This is a genomic window from Citrobacter sp. JUb117, from assembly GCF_024809055.1.
GTDB lineage: Bacteria > Pseudomonadota > Gammaproteobacteria > Enterobacterales > Enterobacteriaceae > Citrobacter > Citrobacter gillenii.
In genome coordinates this window covers 1-21,076 of the sequence record NZ_JANUFB010000001.1, presented here as the reverse complement: position 1 = coordinate 21,076, position 21,076 = coordinate 1, and the positions used below count along the sequence as shown (strand labels likewise).

The 21,076-nt window shown below is 49.8% G+C and carries 24 protein-coding genes and 1 tRNA gene; 14 read left to right on the top strand and 11 right to left on the bottom strand.

What is annotated here, in order from left to right; all coding sequences use genetic code 11:
* Positions 1-187: 187 nt before the first annotated feature.
* The 4 genes from M2374_RS00125 (at position 188) to uspF (ending at position 2,439) form a co-directional block, all read left to right on the top strand.
* Positions 188-694: a hypothetical protein gene (locus tag M2374_RS00125; protein ID WP_181688392.1), complete on the top strand. Its 507-nt coding sequence runs from the start codon at positions 188-190 to the stop codon at positions 692-694.
* 14 nt (positions 695-708) lie between these two features.
* Positions 709-960: a membrane lipoprotein lipid attachment site-containing protein gene (locus tag M2374_RS00120; protein ID WP_096757980.1), complete on the top strand. Its 252-nt coding sequence runs from the start codon at positions 709-711 to the stop codon at positions 958-960.
* An 80-nt stretch (positions 961-1,040) separates the two neighbouring features.
* Positions 1,041-1,844, top strand: a complete 804-nt coding sequence (locus tag M2374_RS00115) for an MBL fold metallo-hydrolase (RefSeq protein WP_181688393.1) — start codon at positions 1,041-1,043, stop codon at positions 1,842-1,844.
* A gap of 166 nt (positions 1,845-2,010) precedes the next feature.
* Entirely contained in the window at positions 2,011-2,439 is a 429-nt protein-coding gene (gene uspF / locus M2374_RS00110) for a universal stress protein UspF (protein WP_181688394.1), read from the top strand.
* Between the two features lie 96 nt (positions 2,440-2,535).
* On the opposite strand, the gene M2374_RS00105 is transcribed toward uspF, so the two are convergent.
* Positions 2,536-3,795: a PD-(D/E)XK nuclease family protein gene (locus tag M2374_RS00105; RefSeq protein ID WP_181688395.1), complete on the bottom strand. Its 1,260-nt coding sequence runs from the start codon at positions 3,793-3,795 to the stop codon at positions 2,536-2,538.
* An 81-nt stretch (positions 3,796-3,876) separates the two neighbouring features.
* On the opposite strand from M2374_RS00105, the gene M2374_RS00100 reads away from it, so the two are divergent.
* On the top strand, positions 3,877-4,326 hold the full coding sequence (locus M2374_RS00100) for a site-specific integrase (RefSeq protein ID WP_259153244.1): 450 nt from the start codon (positions 3,877-3,879) through the stop codon (positions 4,324-4,326).
* 15 nt (positions 4,327-4,341) lie between these two features.
* Here the strand turns inward: M2374_RS00100 and M2374_RS00095 are convergent.
* Positions 4,342-4,418 (bottom strand) — tRNA-Arg (locus M2374_RS00095).
* A gap of 39 nt (positions 4,419-4,457) precedes the next feature.
* Positions 4,458-4,637 (bottom strand): hypothetical protein, encoded by a 180-nt coding sequence (locus M2374_RS00090; protein WP_115259164.1) that lies wholly within the window; start codon positions 4,635-4,637, stop codon positions 4,458-4,460.
* Positions 4,638-4,674: 37 nt separating this feature from the next.
* Here M2374_RS00090 and fimW point away from each other — a divergent pair, with 37 nt between their 5' ends.
* From fimW to fimZ, 4 genes are all read left to right on the top strand, one after another.
* Positions 4,675-5,268 (top strand): fimbria biosynthesis transcriptional regulator FimW, encoded by a 594-nt coding sequence (gene fimW, locus M2374_RS00085; RefSeq protein WP_115259165.1) that lies wholly within the window; start codon positions 4,675-4,677, stop codon positions 5,266-5,268.
* A 164-nt stretch (positions 5,269-5,432) separates the two neighbouring features.
* Positions 5,433-6,158 carry an EAL domain-containing protein gene (locus tag M2374_RS00080; RefSeq protein ID WP_181688396.1) on the top strand — a complete coding sequence of 242 codons (726 nt, stop codon included), beginning with the start codon at positions 5,433-5,435 and terminating at the stop codon, positions 6,156-6,158.
* A gap of 22 nt (positions 6,159-6,180) precedes the next feature.
* Positions 6,181-6,903: a fimbriae Y protein gene (locus M2374_RS00075; RefSeq protein WP_117342166.1), complete on the top strand. Its 723-nt coding sequence runs from the start codon at positions 6,181-6,183 to the stop codon at positions 6,901-6,903.
* 590 nt (positions 6,904-7,493) lie between these two features.
* The gene (gene fimZ, locus M2374_RS00070) at positions 7,494-8,126 is read left to right on the top strand and encodes a fimbria biosynthesis transcriptional regulator FimZ (protein WP_117342165.1); all 633 of its coding nucleotides are present in this window, start codon (positions 7,494-7,496) and stop codon (positions 8,124-8,126) included.
* A gap of 37 nt (positions 8,127-8,163) precedes the next feature.
* On the opposite strand, the gene sfmF is transcribed toward fimZ, so the two are convergent.
* The 6 genes from sfmF to fimA all read right to left on the bottom strand — a co-directional run bounded on the left by sfmF (position 8,164) and on the right by fimA (position 14,232).
* On the bottom strand, positions 8,164-8,682 hold the full coding sequence (gene sfmF / locus M2374_RS00065; RefSeq protein WP_117342164.1) for a fimbria assembly protein: 519 nt from the start codon (positions 8,680-8,682) through the stop codon (positions 8,164-8,166).
* 10 nt (positions 8,683-8,692) lie between these two features.
* Positions 8,693-9,700 (bottom strand): type 1 fimbria D-mannose specific adhesin FimH, encoded by a 1,008-nt coding sequence (gene fimH, locus M2374_RS00060; RefSeq protein ID WP_117342163.1) that lies wholly within the window; start codon positions 9,698-9,700, stop codon positions 8,693-8,695.
* Between the two features lie 13 nt (positions 9,701-9,713).
* Positions 9,714-12,326 (bottom strand): fimbrial biogenesis usher protein, encoded by a 2,613-nt coding sequence (locus tag M2374_RS00055; RefSeq protein ID WP_181688397.1) that lies wholly within the window; start codon positions 12,324-12,326, stop codon positions 9,714-9,716.
* Between the two features lie 6 nt (positions 12,327-12,332).
* A complete protein-coding gene (fimC, locus tag M2374_RS00050; protein ID WP_181688398.1) occupies positions 12,333-13,025 on the bottom strand; it encodes a type 1 fimbria chaperone FimC in 693 nt (230 codons plus the stop codon).
* A 41-nt stretch (positions 13,026-13,066) separates the two neighbouring features.
* A complete protein-coding gene (fimI, locus tag M2374_RS00045; protein ID WP_181491452.1) occupies positions 13,067-13,600 on the bottom strand; it encodes a type 1 fimbrial protein subunit FimI in 534 nt (177 codons plus the stop codon).
* A gap of 77 nt (positions 13,601-13,677) precedes the next feature.
* Complete coding sequence (gene fimA / locus M2374_RS00040; RefSeq protein WP_181688399.1) at positions 13,678-14,232, bottom strand: type 1 fimbrial major subunit FimA; 555 nt, start codon at positions 14,230-14,232, stop codon at positions 13,678-13,680.
* A 574-nt stretch (positions 14,233-14,806) separates the two neighbouring features.
* Between fimA and folD the strand changes: the two genes are divergently transcribed.
* From folD to M2374_RS00025, 3 genes are all read left to right on the top strand, one after another.
* Positions 14,807-15,673 (top strand): bifunctional methylenetetrahydrofolate dehydrogenase/methenyltetrahydrofolate cyclohydrolase FolD, encoded by an 867-nt coding sequence (folD, locus tag M2374_RS00035; RefSeq protein WP_096757996.1) that lies wholly within the window; start codon positions 14,807-14,809, stop codon positions 15,671-15,673.
* 1 nt (position 15,674) lies between these two features.
* Entirely contained in the window at positions 15,675-15,887 is a 213-nt protein-coding gene (gene ybcJ / locus M2374_RS00030) for a ribosome-associated protein YbcJ (protein WP_096757997.1), read from the top strand.
* A 124-nt stretch (positions 15,888-16,011) separates the two neighbouring features.
* Complete coding sequence (locus M2374_RS00025; protein ID WP_096757998.1) at positions 16,012-16,536, top strand: metal-dependent hydrolase; 525 nt, start codon at positions 16,012-16,014, stop codon at positions 16,534-16,536.
* A gap of 91 nt (positions 16,537-16,627) precedes the next feature.
* Here M2374_RS00025 and cysS read toward each other — a convergent pair whose 3' ends face one another.
* Positions 16,628-18,013 carry a cysteine--tRNA ligase gene (cysS, locus tag M2374_RS00020; protein ID WP_181688400.1) on the bottom strand — a complete coding sequence of 462 codons (1,386 nt, stop codon included), beginning with the start codon at positions 18,011-18,013 and terminating at the stop codon, positions 16,628-16,630.
* A gap of 172 nt (positions 18,014-18,185) precedes the next feature.
* On the opposite strand from cysS, the gene ppiB reads away from it, so the two are divergent.
* Both ppiB and lpxH read left to right on the top strand, forming a co-directional pair.
* The gene (ppiB, locus tag M2374_RS00015) at positions 18,186-18,680 is read left to right on the top strand and encodes a peptidylprolyl isomerase B (RefSeq protein WP_115259171.1); all 495 of its coding nucleotides are present in this window, start codon (positions 18,186-18,188) and stop codon (positions 18,678-18,680) included.
* Positions 18,681-18,682: 2 nt separating this feature from the next.
* Positions 18,683-19,405, top strand: a complete 723-nt coding sequence (lpxH, locus tag M2374_RS00010; RefSeq protein ID WP_174360602.1) for a UDP-2,3-diacylglucosamine diphosphatase — start codon at positions 18,683-18,685, stop codon at positions 19,403-19,405.
* A 200-nt stretch (positions 19,406-19,605) separates the two neighbouring features.
* Here the strand turns inward: lpxH and M2374_RS00005 are convergent.
* A partial coding sequence (locus M2374_RS00005; protein WP_259153235.1) for an Ig-like domain-containing protein occupies positions 19,606-21,076 on the bottom strand: 1,471 nt, incomplete at its 5' end.

Below are 21,076 nucleotides of genomic sequence, written 5' to 3'. Positions count from 1 at the left end.
CAATACGTAAAATACCTACGTATTATGTTGTATACCACCATAATTTAACGCCCTCAGAAAATATAAATTAGGAATCCCCCTGGTATGCACCGTTAATATTTAATGGGAAACTTTCTTCGTCATAAACATGACAGCAATAAAATCAATATTCCTATAAATAAATTTAATGATGATAGTGAGTAACAGAATGAATAAACGTCTGCTGGCCATCTTTGTTCTGGGTCTGACAACCGCGACAACTGCATGCGCCATTACCCCGGCGATACAGAAAAAATATGAACGCTCAGGCTGTACACAAATGAGTGAACTCAACGGTTGCGATGTGAATAAATCCTATGAGTGGAACCGCGATCAGGGGTTTATCGACAATGCGGAAAACCATCATCAGCGCCATCATCGTCATGATGAAGACCGCCAGAACAGCGGTAATCAGGATAATCATGACCAGGCCGGTATCGACGGTAAGTTCACCGGTAATTACGTGGCTAAATTTGAAAACGGTCAACGCAGCGTTGATATTCACGTAGAAGATTCCGGCGTTTACATCAACGGCAATGAAGTACGCGATGTGAATACCTATAAAGATACGATGACCTTCCGCGTGGGGTATGCCACTTACACCCTGAAAGCGAACGGCCGCGGTAGCTGGAACGATAGCGACGCCGGTAACGCTGGCAAGATTGTGCGTGAATAACGGATGACACCACAATGAAAAAACTGATATCTGCACTGGTAATCATGGCCAGCCTGGCAGGCTGTGCTGAGCATCCGTACCTGTCTGCCGCAGCCGCAGGTGTAGGCGCTGCAGCGGTAGCCACGGCGATTGCTAACCACAAGAATCGTGAATCCAAACGCGATAAAGAGCATAAACGCCAGGAGCAGGAAGACAGAGAAAACCAGCACGCCTGGCGACATCACCACCGCCATGACGACGACAACGACCAGTACTATCGCCGCTGAGTAGCCCCGAAGAGCGCTGAGATCACAGCGCTCTTACCTTCTGTGCGTTACAGTATGATGCTTTAACGCCGGAGTCTGGTATGGCTTTAACCCTTACGGTATTGCTTGAAAACACGCGCGCTGCCGGTGCTGACAAATCATTGCAGGCAGCCCCTGGGTTAAGCCTGTTCGTCCAGGATGAAACAACCTCTGTTTTGTTTGATACCGGGCCGGATGACAGCTTTAAGCTGAATGCCGCGAGAATGGGCGTTGACCTATCTCAACTTACCGCCGTGGTACTCTCGCACGGGCATTACGATCACTGTGGCGGCGTGCCGTGGCTGGCGGATAATACGCACGTCATCTGCCATCCGCACATTGCCTGCGAGCGTTATTCTGCAATCACCGTTGCCGGATATAGCCAAAAAATCAAAAAATTATCACGCGAGAATGATTACTCTCGCCTGCATATGACCTATACCCGCGAGCCATTCCCGATTAGTGAGCGCTTTCTGTGGTCCGGAGAAATAAACGTGCCGACGCCACAGGCTTACGGCGTTATTCAGGAGCAAACACCCCAACCGGATTACATCACCGACGAAGGCGTATTGATTTATCAGTCTGAGCGCGGACTGATCATTATTACCGGCTGCGGGCATCGAGGAATAGAGAACATCGTCCGCCATTGTCAAAACATTACGGGCACCACCAAGATCTACGCCCTGATCGGCGGCTTTCATTTACGCGCGGCGTCGCCGCAAAAATTGTGGAAAACGCGTCGGTTTCTCCGTCAACAAAAGCCCGAAAAGTTGCTCGGCTGTCATTGCACCGGTTCGTGGGGACGTTTTTGGCTGCCCGGAACAGACGCGCCAGCAACGGGAGATGTGATTGTTCTGGCTGAGTGAGCACAGCGAATATGAACATAAAGATCGTCAAAATGATATTGAACATTCATCACATTATTCACATCAATATTGATTGATACACACAACCTTGATCTGGTCACTTATCATACAGAAATAGCCTTCACTACACTCAGATTAGCGGTATAACAAACAAGAGGTGGTGAATATGTATCGTTCTATTCTGGTGCCGATTGATATCTCTGAAACCGATGTAACGCGTCAGGTGATCCCACAGGTCAAGGCGCACGCAAAAACCGCAAAGGTCCATTTTTTAGCCGTTATCCCTACTGTCCCATTCTACGCATCACTGGGACTGGCCTACTCCAATGAATTCCCGGACAGAAGTGGCATTCAAGCTAAGGCCACCGAAAAGCTGCAAGAGATTGTTAAACAATTCAACATTCCTGCCGGCAGGACGGAACTGCACGTCGTTTACGGCCCGCCTAAAGATCAGATCTTAAAGTTAGCGGAAGCGGTAGATGCAGAACTCGTCATCATCGGTTCGCATAAGCCGGGTTTTAGCACTTATCTGCTGGGTTCAACGGCCTCCGCCGTGGTGCGCCACGCAAAATGCCCGGTGCTTGTAGTGCGGTGACATGCCGACAAAAGACCATACATACGGGAGCGAATCAGCTCCCGTTCTTATTGGTTTAAAATTTCCTGAAGCTTGCAAATACTATTCACTTAGATTTTAGTGAGAAGCCCTGAACAAAGATAAGTCAATCTCGTCATGGATACGTGTTGCAATACTGATTACTGATTGCGCAAAGCTACCTTCGCCACGTTCAAGTAGCAATGTCCAGGCATCTGACTCCATTGTCCAGTTACGTGGAACATTCATTCCTTCATCGACATAGCACCACCAGGGCCAGCACCCTTCACTTTCAGCTTTAGCATCGACTTCAGCGTCGACTTCAGGGTAAATTTGGCACATGGCTTTAGCTATTGCAGGAAAGACATCGTGATGAAACTTTTCGTTTGTCTCGTTGGTTAAGCAGATCCCATAGGCCAGATTTCGATAATCGCTTGTCTCAAATTCCCAGCATAATTTAAAATCATCACCTTCTTTAAATAACATCGAAAATGATGCGTATTTACTGCCCGAGCGCAACGCATCATTCATATCGACATTGATGCCAAATGGTGACAATTGCTGACGCAGATACAAGATAAAATCTTTCCACAGGCGTTCTTTAACCTGACGCATATTCTGAGCAATTAAAAATGCTGCGCTTAGGTTTTGGGGGGACGCGACCAGTTTTTCTGTTAATTCACTTTGCAATTCCATAGCAGTTTCTCCATTAATATCTTCACGAATAAATTTTAGTAAAGCATCGACAAAACAGCGCACCGCAGGTGCCTCTACGCGTAACGCACAATCTGAAAGCCACCTTTCCAATTGGAAGAAAGTGATGGGTTTTACATAGTTTTTTATCTCGTCTGATGACTGAGAGTGAAAAGTAAACTCACTCATCTCATTATTGCAGAGATATATCAAAGACCAGCCAATTCCTCGCCGCTGCGCTTCCGCAGCTAACCAGTGAGCATAATCGTGAAGTTGATCTTTTTGATCGATCGCCCAAGGCTTATTTTCAATACCTGTTAACTCGTTTTGATCCACAATCAATATGTCAATTCTTCTGCTGCCAGAAATAGTAAATTCGGTAAATACCTGAGCTTTCTTGTCAGGTACAAAATTTTCTGGTTTCTCTATTAATTGATAGAAACTACTGATAAATAGATCACCCTGAGCATGACTTTCATCGGGCCTCAGAAGAAATGCCAGGCATTTAGAAAGCGTATTTTCATTTATATGAAAGAATCGAAATAAATTAAAGTCAGGGGCAATTCTACTTGAATATCGTTTCTTTGCTTGCTGATAACCTTCCTGGAGAAGCACAGTACTACGCAATAACTCTCGTATATGTTCCCACTCATCAATTGTTTCCATGATTCATTCCTTTGTAGCGTAAATTGTCCTGCTGAAATTTCTCTGGCGGCGTTATTCAGCTATTGTTGATTAAGATCGCATTTGTCTAAGGCCAAACGTATTGTAATCTTACGCTATCTTTCAGCCAACATCTTTGGAAAAGGGCCCGACCAGATTTTCAGGCATCATGAATGGGTGTTCGTGCATACGAAAGAAGGCATCCGGCCTGATGGGCCAAAGACGCCGACTGTCAGAAAGATGCGCGTCGATGTTCAGCGGGCATGGAATGCAGCTTGCCGCCGGGCCGGGATTGATGATTTCCGATTCCACGACCTGAGACACACGTGGGCCAGTTGGCTGATTCAGTCCGGAGTACCGCTTTCTGTTTTGCAGGAAATGGGAGGATGGGAGAGCATCGAGATGGTGCGCCGATACGCTCACCTTGCGCCAAACCATTTAACGGAACACGCGAAGCAAATTGACTCAATTTTCAGTGATGATGTCCCAAATATGTCCCATCTGGAAAATAAGGAACGTACAGAAAATGGGTAAGTTACTGAAATAAAATGGTACGCCCTGTAGGATTCGAACCTACGACCTACGGCTTAGAAGGCCGTTGCTCTATCCAACTGAGCTAAGGGCGCATTGCGAAGTGAAAACTTCATGCGGATGAAACGCGTGAATTATACGGTCAGCGCCTGCTGAGTCAATGCCTTTTGTTCTGGTTGCTTGCGAAGTGTACGAATGGTGGTTTTTTCTGCTCGTCCACGGGTATCCAGGAAATCACCTGGTAACAACTGAGGCGCCGTAAAGCCCGGTTTAAGGTTAAATGTATTTAGAAAATTAATGATTTTGCTTAACATTCTCCTACACCCTTCCCTGCGGTTTAGGATCCCTTCAATGTTAAGTATCGCCATCAAAGACGAAAATAGTCACTTCGAACATGGTCTGAAAATCATCATTACTCGCCTGACGAATCAGTGGCGTCAGGAGATTTGCTTCTTGCCTGTCGACGATATCGATCGTGCAGACATCGCCTTTTTATCGCTGGATGAAGAGTGGCTCAGCGCGGGTTGTTACGAAATTCCCCGCCACACCCGTCACCAGCATCGGGTCATTATTTGCAGCAAATGCGATAAAGATAAGCTGATGTTCAGGCCCTGCCTGTACATGCTACCGCTGATTTATCGCGAAGATGATGTCGAAGAGATCGGCAAAAAAATGGTACTCATTTTGCAAAAACGCGCACTCCGTTCCAGCGTCCCTGCCACCATCTGTCACTACTGCACCACCCGCAACTTTTCCATTGCAGAGCGTCAGTTTTTAATGTTCCTCGCCAGCGGATATACCTCCGCCGAAACCGCACAGCTTCTTGCACTTAGTGAGGTAGAAGCGAAGGTAACGCGTCGGAGTATTATGAGAAAACTGCAGGTGAAAAATGAACAACAATTCTTAAGATACATCAGGGTTAACCTGAGTTTTCTACAAAATTGAACCGTTTCTTATGCGCTGGAAACTTTATGAGAAATGTCTCATGTGCAATTAAGTATATGCGCCTACTGCCCCCATTTCTATGCTGCCACAATAATGCCTATGTGTTATTTCCGGGGTAAAAATAAAACACTCTCGGTAATATTTGCTCCGCGTGGGAGAATATCATGATGCCGAGCCTGTTATTGTGCAACGATAAATATGAGTACGCACATCCTTCAATAAAAAATGATGCTAACGTTCTACTTTCAACACTGAAATTAGAACCCATTGTCGAGTTATCGACTTCGCACCGATACGGCTTTGAAGTCCTGACCCACCTCCCGCGAAAAATGAATAGCGAGAACTATTTTCGCCAGCTTTCTTTCGCACAACAACAAAGCCTGTTTTATCGCCAAATAGCCAACATCGTACATTATCAGCCCGGCTACGTTTATTCACTGAACCTGCCGATGAAGGCCTTTCTGAACTGGACGTCATTTCATTGCCGTGATGTTACGTATCCACCTAACCTTGTCATCGAAATACAGGACCCTGCTACATTCCTTTTGCTCAATGTTGCTCAACGCCATGTGGCGTATAACGCTATGCAGCATGTTGAAGCGTCAGGCACCCCTATCTGGATGGATGACGTCAATGAAGAATTACTCATCGCATTCATTGAGGCTAATTGGCACCTGTCAGGCATTAAACTGGATAAAAATACCTTTTGGACACTGAGTAAAAAACCCAGCAGGCTCCAGCAGATCATTAAGAAAGGACAAGCAATCGCAAATCAGGTGATTGTCGAAGGGATTGAAACCCAAACGCACAAGGAAATTGCCCAGCGAGCCGGCGCAAATTTGGGGCAGGGGTATTTATGGCCCGCCATTTATCCAGGGCAGGAAAAATAAAACGGAAAGGAAAACAGGAAGGATGCGCAGCGTACTACGTCGGGAACGACATCGCCGTTTACAAAACACTCACTGTACCCATCAATATCATCACTGTGCGCCGCAGGTATTTGACCGGCTTGAGTATCTGGCACAAAAAATCAATTATACATTACCGGGAGACACTGTATCTCAGGCAATTATCACCACTGATTACTATCTCGCATTTACACTGAACCGCTATTTATTTTCAGGTACCCGTACGGCTGTTTTCCAGAATTTTGAGTCGGCGCTCGACAGTCTGCAATCCCCTGAATCCAGTCAGTTAGTGATTGATATGGAAGGATTGCCATTCTCATATTTCGAGACGCTCCAACAGTTACGCCTGCTGGTTAAACAGCGTAATGACATACAGATTTTTTTATTACTCAACGATAATGACGAAAGTCTGGGTAAATTTATTGCCATGACCGGTCCTTTTTATGTTCTCCCCCGCCGTCAGCGCCTTGCAGACATACGTCACGCTTTATTATCGCCAAATCTAAATAATATTCATTCTTCGCGTTTAAACCTGGCTGACTGGGAGATGGTTTCATTACTATTGCAAGGTGAATCCTTAAAAAAGATTGCCTGCATACAAAACCGGCCTTACCACCGGGTTATCTATCGTCTGAATCAACTGATTACGTACCTCGGATTGCCACACCGCCAACGTTTTTTGCATCTGATACACCGTCTTAACGCTACCTCTCATCATTTAATTTAACACCATAAACCTTTGTGAAATAAGATTTTTTAGGAAATTACTTATTTATTACTGAGACGCCCCATGTAATTTTTACATAAATTTAATATTTACAACTAATCCTGGTATTATGCCTGCGGCGTGCAAAGCACTTAACCCTACGAACTCTGTGCATTACGTCGTAATGGCCATCTAAGACCTCCTTAACAAAACCTAAACAATCAGCCTGTTGTGTTGTTTTTAGTATTTTAAAAAAACTTTCAATCTGCCATAATTAAAACAGAAGGAAAATAATACTAACAATCGTAAGCATATTGGGTTCTTTCAGGATATCGTAACAGCCATTAAGAAGTTACTTACCGCAAGACTTTTCCGAATGAGTAGAGTAGGTATAATCCCTACTGTTTAATGATTAATTGTAAATTTTTCCTGGTGTGAAATGGATATTCCACACACTCATTGTTCTTACCAAGAACGGCTGAATAAACAAGGATGAAGTCTTATTTATTCGGTTCTTCTCGCAGAACAACCCTTGGCTATTTGACAATATTAATAACGCCTGATGTTTTATCAAAATCGCAAGATACACGAACAGTTTGAGGCATACAACAATGAAACCAGCATCCGTTATCATTATGGACGAACACCCTATTGTCAGAATGTCGATAGAAGTGCTGCTCGAAAAAAATAGTAATATCGAAGTGGTACTGAAAACTGACGACAGTCGTACAGCAATTGATCACCTACGCACCTATCCTGTCGATCTCGTCATTCTGGACATTGAACTGCCTGGTGCCGATGGATTTACCCTACTCAAGAGAATTAAATCACTGCAGGAAAAGACGCGGGTTCTGTTTCTGTCCTCAAAATCAGAATCTTTTTACGCCGGACGCGCTATCCGGGCAGGTGCAAATGGTTTTGTCAGTAAACGCAAGGACCTGAATGATATCTACAATGCGGTAAAAATGATCTTATCCGGTTATTCTTTTTTCCCGTCAGATACGCTTAACTTTATTAATAACATTAATATACGTAAAGGAGAGCTGAATGACATGCCGCTTTCCAATCGCGAGGTCACGGTGCTACGTTATCTGGCAAATGGGTTATCCAATAAAGAAATTGCAGAGCAGCTATTACTCAGCAATAAAACGATCAGTGCGCACAAAGCCAATATCTACTCCAAACTTGGTTTGCATACCATTGTCGAGCTGATCGATTACGCGAAAATGCATGAATTAATGTAACCCCACTCCCGACGAGATGACGTTCGGGAGTGAGTGGTCAGTTATAGTTGATCATAAACGTCGCATCAGCCCTGGCAAGTCCGGGCTGGACCCCATCCGCTAAGGCAATATAGTTGGCGAAAAAGGTCAGTGTGGCATTGCCATTTTCGTCAATACTCACCGTCTGGCTCGCCTGTTCGAGCGGCAACCGTGTACGATCGCTGTCATGCAGTTCAATCGCCACCTTTTGCGCCATCGCCGTATTATCCAGCGCCAGTAGCGTGGTACCCGCTGCCGGCGTACCGGAAAAGGTGATTGACGCCGACCCAGGCGGGCAGCCTTCCAGCTTTAGCGAAAAAGGAACCGGTTGGGTGGTATCACCACTGGTTTTTAACTGCTTTGTCGGCCAGGTACCGAGGTCCACGTATTTATTGCTGTCGCTGGCAATCACGGCACAGGTAAAGTCCACTACATTACCGCGCAACTCAATATTGATCTCGCCCAACGACGTATCCGCCCGACTTAGCGAGGTAAACGACAGCAAGGCAGCAACCACCAACAGTATGCGAATGACCATTGCGCGCCTCTTAGTCATAATCTACTCGCAGATATCCACGGGCAGTAAATGGCCCTTCCGCCGGTTTATTGCCCGTCACGCTAACCGGCCACGCCCGGATACTGACGCTCGCCGCGGCGTTATCATCCAGGCGAAACGGAATGGTGCTGGACAGGTTGTTAGGTGTTAGCGGTACACCGCTGCTGTCGGCAACAATAAAGCCTAAATCGGCGTTGTCCGACACCATCATTTGCCCCGAAGATCTTTCAGCCTCCACGCGCATGGTCAGGTAGGCCTGCGCGGCAACATTGGTACATTTTATGGCCATCGTTTTAGTCTGCGGGTTAACGCCTTCTGGCCGATTTCCAGCCCCAGCTTTGCTAAACAACGACGCGCCGATATCACCAAAATCAAACTCGACAACCTGTCCGGCATTCACTTCGCAGTTTTGCGGCACCTCGACCTTGCCGCTGTAGCTGATGGTGTATACCGGCACACTCAGGGCATCGCCGATGCTGGTCGTGACATAGACCCTAAACATCGTTTGGCGGGGGATTGGTACCATGTTAATAAATGAGCGGATCACTTTTAATTTGAATACCAGCTTTGAATCCATGACGCCAAAGGGTTTCTGCTTAGGTACGTTTGGGTGAGTTCCCATACGAATATCGTTACGTGGAGGATAAAACAGCCCGGCATAGCTGTCGGTGATACTCATAGCCCCCAACAGGTAATCATTCAGCTTCAAATACTGAAAGCCCCCTTCCGTACTTTGCACCGGGAGTTCCGTCACGTAGCTGCGGTAGGTGTAATTTACCGTCGTCCCCGCAGGACAGGTCGCATTAACCCCAACCCAGCCGGACTTTTCCGGCAACGTCACGACCTGACCGGGGCGGTTATTACTGCTGTTAAAGACGTTCGACAGATCGTAAAACACATCCGTCGGCGTGCCATTCGAATTCTGGCAGACCGTGGCCCATGACGAATTTGCCAGCAGCAGTAAAGCGCTCCCGAGTAACCAACCAGTTTGTCGTTTCATCGTATTATTCCTTTCATGCCGACGGGCGTTCGCAGGTCACATTGGTGAGCGTTACCGCCTGTTTCAGGCTCTCCTCAGGCAAGGCATAGTGCGCCGTACAGCGCGCGTTCGCGCCTTCGCCCCACTGGATCAGCAACTCACCTTTTAGCGGCAAACCGCTCAGGTAGATTTGTCCATCGTCTCCCACCATGCTGGTTACGCCGCTGGCGGTTTCACGCACAATGGAGCCAAACGGCACCGGTTTACCCGCCTGTTGCGCCGTAATTAACGCGCGCACGCCGATACGTGTATCAAACGCCGCTCTTACCAGCGCCCCCTGTGTCGGTACTACGCTGCTGACGTTATTTTCCACATCGGTATGGTTGTTCATTGAATTGGTATCCAGCGCCACACGGTTATAGCGATAGACGGTGGCGTACGGCATGACCGCGTAGCCACGCCAGTCGGTCTGCACCCCGGTCTGGTTCTCTATCCTTACGCCCTCGGCGCCTGGTGCTTTGATCAGCACATTGGTATCGCCCAGCGGCTGGCTCAGGGTGATTCCGTCCGCATGCCCAATCACGCCGCCGGAGAGCTGCCAGTTATAGTCATGCTGGTCGCGGTCGTAGTTGTATCCCATACCCAGCGTGCCATAGGTCGCCTGCCAGTTTGCGCTGGCGCTACCGCTGTAACCGTTGGTGCTGCTGTGCCCCTGGTTTACGCTGTAGCTCAGGTTGCGCCCGTCAAGCAACGTCCCGCCAATCCCGCTCTGCCAGCTGTTTTGTCCGTTGCTATTGCGGTTAGCGTTGAAGGTGGCATAGGTGCGATCAAGCGCGTTATCGCGCGTGTAGCGTCGCCCGGTCAACAGGCTAAACGGCACCGACATATTGAAGGCCAGAATCCTGTCGGTGTCGGCAATCCCTACCGATTCGTTCCACGACCAGGAGAGCGAATAGCTAATCCCCTGCCAGCCGCTGGCGTAGCCGAGCTGATACCAGGTGTTGGTATCGGACGTATTCCAGTAAGTTTGCTGACTGCCTGAGACATACAGCGATCCGTAATCTCCGAGATTCTGCGAGATGTTGATCTGAAAACGGCCTTTTTTGCTGTAGCTCAGATTGTGATAGCTCTGGACCACCGGCACTTTATGGCGATTGCCTTCGCTGTCGTATTCGTATTCGTAACCTTCCATATTGCGATACGCCACGTCGTCGAGGGTATAAAACCCCCGGGTCGAATAGCGATATCCCAGTAACTGGAAGTTGGTGCCGACATTATTCAGTGATTTTGCGTACAGAAAACGCAGCGATTGCCCCTGGTGGGTGCTGTCATCCGCCAGTTGGCTGCGCGCATGGGTTAAATCGACGGAGACCGCGCCCCAGTCGCCGAGGTTGCGCCCGGTACCGAACACCAGCGCGCGGTAACGAGAGGCCAACTGCGTGCCGCCATAGGCCGTATAGCCTTCAGGTAGCCCGGCGATTAACGTGCCCTGGACAAAAAACGGTGATGACTGCTGGCTGTTACCGCTGCGGAAATCCCCGGCCACCAGGTCGTATTTCAGTCGCCCTTCGCGCTGTAACAGTGGAACCGTGGAGTACGGGACGGTATAGCGCTGCTGGCTGCCATCTTTTTCATCTACCGTCACCTCCAGGTCACCGCTGGACGACGTCGGGTTGAGATCGGTAATCGAGAACGCCCCAGGCGACACATAGCTTTGGTAGATAACATAACCGTTCTGGCGAATGGTCAGTTTCGCCGCCGTACGGGCAATGCCGCGAACCGTTGGCGCGTACCCCTGCAAGCTATCCGGATACATGCTGTCTGACGAGTAGAGCCGCGCCCCGCGAAACCCGACGCTGTCAAAGACGTCGTTACCGGTGTTGCTGTCGCCCATCACCAGCTCACCTTTCAGCGGGATAATGGCGCGCTGAAGCCAGGTACCGATGTTTTTCCAGCTCTGCGAGTGATATCCGTCGCCTTTGGAATAGCTCCAGGCGCCGTTGTTTCTCAGCCGCCAGGGGCCATAGTTCAGGCCGCTCAACATGCTTAAGAAATAGCTGTCAGAATCGCTGCCACGACTGCCGGTAAAGCTGTAGTTCACCAGCGCAGCCGGGATCCCTTCATCCCATTCCTCAGGCGGAATATATCCCCGCGCGCTGTTCAGCATACTGGCCTGCGGCAAGCTGATATTCAAGCGTAGCGTAGAGAAATCGAAGGCGATTTCGCTGCCGGGGATAGCCTCGGGCAAATTAATACAGGTATTGTTCGGGTCCTGACTGAGCGCCGGAAACGCCGCCGTATTGACCCCCAGGCGCTTAACCCAATCGAGACCAAAACATGGCGTCAGCCCACCAGATTTCTCGCCGGTACTCGCCTTACTGGTGGCAAAATGAACATCCTGGGTGGCAATAAATTCATCATTACGCCAGATATCCACGCGGTAGACGCCCTCAGGCTGGTGATTCCCTTTTTCAAAACGCGACAAATCCGCCACGGACGCCGTATCCGCAGATAAAAATGCCGGGTTAAAATAGCTTTCCCCGTGGCCTGACAGCGGAAATAAGGCAGCGAGCGTGGACAACGCCACGCCCGCCAGCGGTGGCGTAATCCCCGGTAACCGGCCAGGTAAGTACGTTGTCTTATTCATCGTTTATCAACGCACGCTAACCGTTTTGGCAGGTGTCACTGCCCCGTAGTCATTAACCGTCTGGAACGTCACGCTGCCCTGAACGCCCGCAGGCAGCGGGATCTGCGCCGCGTTCTTCGGTGCCACCATGACGTTATCAACCTTCGTATTTCCCACACTGAGGTTAACCAGCGTGACGTAATACGCTGACGGATTCGTAATTTTCAGCTGCGTGCCGGAACGGGAAAATTGCAACATGCCGGGCGCGTCTTCCGGTACCTGTGGCAGGTTATTTGGGCGGACAAAGAGTTTAATACGCGACAAAATCGCCAGTTGCAGAACGTTTTTACCCTCAAGGCTGTCTTTATTGACTGACGGGATCGCCTTCACGTTCATCCAGAACAGCGATTCGCGGTCTGTAGGCAGTGGCTGACCGGCATAGATAATGCGCAGCGTATTTTCACTTTTGGGCTCGCTGACAAACAGTGGAGGCGTCACCACAAAGGCTTTTTCTTTAACGCCTGCGCTATTCTCAATCCATGAATTAACCAGGAAACGTTCTTTAGTATCGCTATTGCTAATAGCCAGCGATGTTTGTTTAGCCTCGGCGGGATAAATAACGCGGGTAGCACCTAGTGCAATTCCCCCAGCAGCCTGAGCACTGCAGGAAACAAATAAGGTGAGGAAAATAATAAAACCTGATTTAAGATAATTAAACATGGCTACAAATACCTTTGGTGTGATTATCGTTGGTAAATAAATCAGGGATAGACCAACGTAAACCACACGTCTGAACGAAGCGTTCCTGGCGTTATCTTTTCCGAGACAGCCCGATAGCGCGCGGTGAAGTGAAACGTCATTTCCTGCGTTAAAATTGGGGAGTAATGACGCGGCAGCGCATTCGGAATAATTTGTCGTTGCCCCTCATCAAATAATGCCAGGCCAATACCCGAGGCCGCAGACGCCTCACCGCTGGCCAGAAAGACCTGCGGATCTTCTGCAGGCGTGACGCCGGCAAACGCAATCCCAACATGGTCATAAACGTCGGCACTGCAGGACGTTAAGCGCAGTGAAAACGGTACGCTGGTCGAGGCAAAGCTTCCCGGTTCGCCAAATGCGTTGGTGCGATACTGCCCCATCTGTACCCGCAAGTTCTGGCTATCGGTGGCCACCGTACAGGCCCCATTGACCAGTTGCCCACGCAGGTGAAGGCGACCGCTTTCCAGTATTACCGTGTGTGCAAGCGCAGGCATTACGCACAGCATTCCCGCCAGCGTCATGCCTTTGAAAATCAGTTGCCACATCCTTCGTCATCCCCGGATATTGCCTCATCCATTGAGGCTGTCGTCTTCCTTGCGCCAATCAGAACGGCTTATTCGTACTTCATGATGAAGGTGGCGTCGGCGTTTGCCTGGCCTGGCGTGGCGCTTGCAGCGGTCGCTTTATAACGTGCGGAGAAACGCAGGGTGTTGGTGCCTTCTACCAGCGTCTGGGCAGTAGAGAAGGTGGCACCATCTGGCTTCAGCGCGGTAGACGCGTTGTCCAGAATTTCGATGCCTACACCGCCAGCGGTGGTGGTGTTATTCCCTGAAGATACCGCCAGCAGAGCTGAGTTGGAGGCATCCGCCTGACCCGAAAACGCCACAGCTGCCGTCGCGGCAACCGCAGGATCGCAGTCGTTCAGCACGATGGAGAACGGAATCTGTGCCGTGGTATCGCCGATGGCTGCAAAGCTGGCGGTACGATATTGCCCTAATGTCACCACCTGATCGGCTGACTGTGTGCTTACCGCACAAGCTGCATTGACCAGTTCACCTTCAAAATGAACGGTACCGCCGCTCACGCTGACCGGATCGGCTGCGACGGCGGCCCCTGCAACTAACATCAAGCTGGCAATAACAGAAGTATTTATTAATTTACGTTTCATGGATTTCCCTTGAATTACACACATCCGGTTCCGGTATCCTGCCGGCTCCGTTTGAATCATTATCGACATAAAATGTCAGGCAAATTATCTCTGCATCCTGTAAAGATATATATCGAAAGAGAATTAATGATGCTTGACCCCAACTCTCCTGAGCGCGAGATTCACTAATTAATCTTTACGAATATGACAATTCGTCACAGGGATAAATTAAACATTTCAATTAATGAAAAATACCTGCAAATCCTTGTAATGGCCCTGGCTAATTCTTATTGGGATCTAAGAAATGTCTGGGTAAATATTACTTAAACACCACCACAATGGTACGTAACAGACTGGTTTATGACGCATTACCCATGAAAACAGAAGGGTGATGAGTTGTTTCACTAACGTTAAAATTAATTAGCGTACTCAGTAATTATTCCTGTCTTTACGATATTGACACCTCACCCGTTCGCACAGCGAGACGTTCCTAATCTCACCTAAAAATGCAAACGAAAACTGACAGCACGCCGCGCTTCTGACAAAATAGTGACATCCCCTTCGATTTAACGTAACAGACGGAATCCTCTCTCTGATGGCAGCAAAGATTATTGACGGTAAAACGATTGCGCAGCAGGTACGCTCTGAGGTGGCTCAAAAAGTTCAGGCGCGTTTAGCGGCTGGATTACGCGCCCCAGGCCTGGCTGTTGTGCTGGTAGGTAGCAACCCGGCTTCGCAAATTTACGTAGCAAGTAAACGCAAAGCCTGCGACGAAGTGGGGTTCGTCTCCCGCTCCTATGACCTGCCTGAAACCACCAGCGAGGCGGAACTTCTTGAGCTCATTGATACGCTCAATGCGGATGCCGCCATCGACGGTATTCTGGTCCAGCTGCCGTTACCGGCGGGGATCGACAACGTTAAGGTGCTGGAACGCATTGCACCGGATAAAGACGTCGATGGCTTCCACCCGTATAACGTCGGTCGCCTGTGCCAGCGTGCACCGCGCCTGCGTCCGTGTACGCCTCGCGGCATCGTGACACTGCTTGAGCGTTACAACATCGATACCTACGGCCTGAATGCCGTGGTGATTGGCGCCTCAAACATTGTCGGTCGTCCGATGAGCATGGAGTTGCTGCTGGCGGGCTGTACCACCACGGTAACCCACCGCTTTACCAAAGATCTGCGTCGCCACGTAGAGCATGCTGACCTGCTGATTGTCGCCGTCGGCAAACCGGGTTTTATTCCCGGTGAATGGATCAAAGAAGGTGCGATTGTGATTGATGTCGGCATCAACCGTCTGGAGAATGGCAAGGTTGTTGGCGATGTGGTCTTTGAAGATGCCGCTGCGCGCGCCGGGTATATTACACCGGTGCCGGGTGGCGTTGGCCCGATGACGGTCGCCACACTTATCGAAAACACGCTTCAGGCGTGCGTTGAATACCATGATGTAAAGGACGTTTAAGATGGCCACATTTTCACTGGGTAAACACCCACACGTTGAACTCTGCGATCTGCTAAAGCTGGAAGGCTGGAGCGAAAGCGGCGCCCAGGCAAAAATTGCCATTGGCGAAGGGTTAGTGAAGGTCGATGGAGTAGTAGAAACACGTAAACGCTGCAAAATCGTTGCCGGACAGACCGTGAGCTTTGAAGGTCAAAGCATTAACGTCGTGGCATGATCCCAGGGCCGGATGGCGGTTCACACCACATCCGGTCCGTTCCCCCTGATTTTCAGATAATTAACTTCACCTTCACTTCACACCAGACTGTTAGCCTATCGTTTTCTTATACGAAGCGACTATCATGCCAACCATCGTTACCCACGCAGCTGTACCTCTTTGTTTAGGATTGGGTCTGGGGCTCAAAGTCATTCCCCCACGCTTGTTGTTTGCCGGGGTTGTACTGGCAATGCTGCCTGACGCCGACGTCCTGTCGTTTAAGTTCGGTATTGCCTACGGCAACGTGTTCGGTCACCGCGGATTTACCCACTCGCTACTGTTCGCCTTCGCGGTGCCGTTACTGTGCATCATGATAGGTCGACGATGGTTTAAAGCCGGGCTGGTTCGCTGCTGGTTATTTTTGACGGTGTCGTTGCTGTCACACAGCCTGCTGGATTCGGTGACCACCGGAGGAAAAGGCGTTGGCTGGCTGTGGCCATGGTCAGATGAGCGCTTCTTTGCGCCGTGGCAGGTGATTAAGGTTGCGCCGTTCGCGCTGTCACGCTACGCCACGCCGTATGGGCATCAGGTGATTATCTCGGAATTAATGTGGGTGTGGCTGCCGGGAGCCGTCATGATGGGTGTGCTGTGGTGGTACAGACGTCACTAATAGTGCCTGATGGCGCTACGCTTATCAGGCCTACCGATCATTCCATCGTAGGCCGGATAAGGCGTTAGCCGCCATCCGGCAATTGAGAGAATTACTTACGACGCCAGGTGGTGCCTTGTGGGCCATCTTCCAGCACAATACCCATCTCGTTCAGACGGTCACGTGCCGCGTCGGCCGCCGCCCAGTCTTTCGCTTTACGGGCATCTAAACGCTGTTGGATAAGCGCTTCAATCTCAGCGACCTCACCGTCATCCGCCTGCGCACCGCTTTGCAGGAACGCTTCCGGATCCTGCTCCAGCAGGCCCAGCACGCCGGACAGCTTGCGCAGATGCGCGGCCATGGCGTTAGCCGCCGCCATATCTTCACCCTTCAGACGGTTGACCTCACGCGCCATATCAAACAGCACCGAGTAGGCTTCCGGCGTATTGAAATCATCGTTCATTGCTTCAATGAAACGCGTTTCAAAGGCATCACCACCGGCTGGCGCCACGGATTTGTCAGTACCGCGCAGCGCGGTGTACAGACGCTCCAGTGCAGAACGTGCCTGCTTCAGGTTCTCTTCGCTGTAGTTCAGCTGGCTACGATAGTGGCCGGACATCAGGAAGTAGCGAATGGTTTCGGCGTCGTAGTATTTCAGCACGTCGCGCACGGTAAAGAAGTTGCCCAGTGATTTGGACATTTTCTCACGATCAACCATCACCATCCCGGAGTGCATCCAGTAGTTGACGTATTCGCCGTCGTGCGCACAGGTGGACTGGGCAATTTCGTTTTCATGATGCGGGAACATCAGGTCAGAGCCGCCGCCGTGAATATCGAAATGGTTGCCCAGCTGTTTGCAGTTCATCGCAGAACATTCGATGTGCCAGCCCGGACGGCCTGCTCCCCACGGGGACGGCCAGCTCGGCTCGCCCTCTTTGGACATCTTCCACAGCACGAAGTCCATCGGGTTACGCTTCACATCCACCACATCCACACGGGCACCTGCCTGCAGCTGATCCAGATCCTGGCGCGACAGCTGACCGTAGTGCGGATCGGTCGGCACGTCGAACATCACGTCGCCGTTATCAGCCACGTAAGCGTGACCTTTGGCGATCAGCTGTTCGGTGATTTCAATAATTTCCGCAATATGATGCGTCGCACGCGGTTCGAGATCCGGGCGCAGGATATTCAGCGCGTCGAAGTCGTTGTGCATTTCCGCGATCATCCTGTCGACCAACGCCACAAAGCTTTCGCCATTTTCATTAGCGCGTTTAATGATTTTGTCGTCGATATCGGTAATGTTACGCACGTACTTCAGCTTATAGCCGAGGAAGCGCAGATAGCGCGCAACCACGTCAAAAGAGACGAAGGTACGTCCGTGACCAATATGACAGAGATCGTAAACGGTGATACCACACACGTACATGCCGACTTCCCCGGCATGAATAGGTTTGAATTCCTCTTTTTGGCGCGTCAGTGTATTAAAGATTTTTAACATCGAAGATTCCGTGTAGACGTGTGTGGATAACAAAGCCCTATAATACCTATAAATTGGCCCCGAAGCAGCACACTTTGCAAGGTGATCGAATCTTGCGGTTATGCTATAACACACCCCTAACTCTGACCCTGACCAGGGTCGAAGCACCACTCTATCGGAACAGGATGCAAAAATGGTTACTTTCCACACTAATCACGGCGATATCGTAATCAAAACATTTGATGATAAAGCGCCTGAAACAGTTAAAAACTTCCTGGACTACTGCCGCGAAGGTTTCTATAACAACACCATTTTCCACCGTGTGATTAATGGTTTCATGATTCAGGGCGGCGGTTTTGAGCCTGGCATGAAGCAAAAAGAAACCAAAGAGGCTATCAAAAACGAAGCCAACAACGGTCTGAAAAACACCCGTGGTACGCTGGCGATGGCCCGTACTCAGGCTCCGCACTCCGCAACGGCGCAGTTCTTCATTAACGTTGCCGACAACGACTTCCTGAACTTCTCCGGCGAAAGCATGCAGGGCTGGGGTTACTGTGTATTTGCTGAAGTGGTTGAAGGCATGGACGTGGTTGATAAAATCAAAAACGTTTCTACCGGTCGCAGCGGCATGCACCAGGACGTACCGAAAGAAGACGTTATTATCGAAAACGTGACCGTCAGCGAGTAATCGTGGCGACACTGTTTATTGCAGATCTTCACCTCTGCACGGAAGAACCGGCGATTACCGCCGGTTTTCTGCGTTTTTTAGCCGGTGAAGCACGAAAAGCCGATGCGCTGTATATTCTTGGTGATCTGTTCGAAGCCTGGATAGGTGACGATGACCCCACTCCGCTGCACCATGAAATCGCCGTCGCAATAAAATCGCTGGCTGATTCCGGCGTCCCCTGCTTCTTCATTCACGGCAACCGTGATTTTCTGCTCGGCAAGCGTTTTGCCCGCGAGAGCGGCATGACCTTGTTACCCGAGGAAAAAGTGCTCGACCTGTATGGCCGCAAGGTGCTGATCATGCATGGCGACACGCTGTGTACCGATGATGCCGGTTATCAGGCATTTCGCGCTAAAGTGCATCAGCCCTGGCTACAAACACTGTTTCTTGCTCTGCCGTTGTTTGTTCGCCAACGCATTGCCGCAAAGATGCGCGCCAACAGCAAAGCCGCCAACAGCAGCAAATCGCTGGAAATTATGGATGTGAATCCGCAGGCCGTGGTTACCGAGATGGAAAAACACCAGGTCCAGTGGTTAATTCACGGGCATACCCATCGCCCGGCGGTGCATGAACTGACAGCCAATAGACAACCTGCGTTCCGCGTAGTATTAGGTGCGTGGCACAGCGAGGGTTCAATGGTTAAGGTCACGCCCGACGACGTTGAGCTGATCGCGTTTGCATTTTGAATACATCACACAATCTGGCTCCGGTTAGCAAAATGTTCGCTCACTGTCGCAACAACTCAGTACCTCATCCTCATCTCGCCACCGTTTTACCACGAAGACGCTAATTGTCAGACTTTAGCCGTTTGGCCAAACAGAACTGACTACACCTCCCCACATAACGTAGGGAGGTGTGATGGTTACGTCGTCAGTTCCCTGTATATTTAGAAATCCTCAATGCACAGGAAACGTGATTTAGCAGATATTCCTGCCCCCCCGGAATAGACTCCGTTAATAAGATAACGTACCCACAGATAGGGGGCTGCATTATTAGTCGTTTTTATCCAAAAACGTACGCTATCGGTATAAATATGAGACGGAATTACAGATTGCTCATATTTAGACTTAGTACCCCAGAAATCACTAAAACCATCTCTCGCATCTGCCGGGAGTCTCATGTTCAGTGAAGCACATGCTTCCAGGGCATCGGGATAGAATACCTCATTGTCATAAACCGAAATCCATCTATCAAGTTTGAAGGTATGGCGAATAATGCCAAACGTTTTCCCATTCTTAGGTGTGGCCGTCACAGTGACCTCCCTGGCCTGATGGCTTGCTATCGTCGTTTTTAGCATCACCACGCCGCTCCCATCAACCGTTGCCCAATCCGCATTGGTACGCCAGTTATAATCCGTGCGATCGCCGCCCCCCTGTAAGTCCAGGACAAACTGAGCACCGTAGAAACCCTCTTTGGGGTGATTCAAGCCCATATTTGTATCTCTGCTATGGAGTCCCCTCACATTACGAAAAACTGGCATAACATCATAATTTGTTGTAACAATATCTGACGCCCAGCCATTGAGTCTAAATGATGCCTGTAGATCTTCACCTTTAACGCTCGCCGTTATCGTGAATGAGTAAGAACCATTACTATTCATCTCCAGTTTATTTATTACGGTATCTGAACCAGGCGTTTTGAATGTTGCATCACTTAAAACGCTCTCAGGGTCCATCCTGACCACATTTCGATTTCCATCTCGTAGAATTAGGGTGAATATCATCTCTTGATTCACCAAATAACCATTAGCGTTGCGGGTTAATGTTGACGTTGAGGCAACAGGTTCTCCGGCAACAATGCTATAAGGCAGCGACGTCACGCCAGTGTCCCAGTCGCTAAGCTGAAGCTTTGCGGTAGCACTACTCGTCACCTTCATGGCGGTGAACGTCGCGATATATTTCCCACGCCCTTCGTCCTGCCAGCTACTTCCCTCTTTTATGGTTGCATTATTTACGTCAACGGTACTCGAACCCAGCTTATCTATTTGATTAATAACAGCATTTCCATACTCATCATTAAGTGTTACGGTCACAACAACATCATCACCAGAGGTATAGGTATCCTTATCCACAGCCACTTCTGACCTCGAGAACGCCGCCTCTCCAACAACAAATGCCGTCTCCTTGCTGGCGGCATTATTGCCTACCGTTGCCGTCACGATAATTTTCCCGGCCACGGTGCTGGTCAGCGTGGTGCTGGCCCTGCCGTCATCGCCCGTGGTCACCACCGCAGGCGCAAACGAGGCTCCTGTATTATCGGCCATGAACGTCACCTCTGCCTTTGCCACCGGATTGCCCTGCGCATCCGTCACCAGCGCCACTACGGCGTTGCCCTCCAGACCGTCTGCCTTCGCTCCG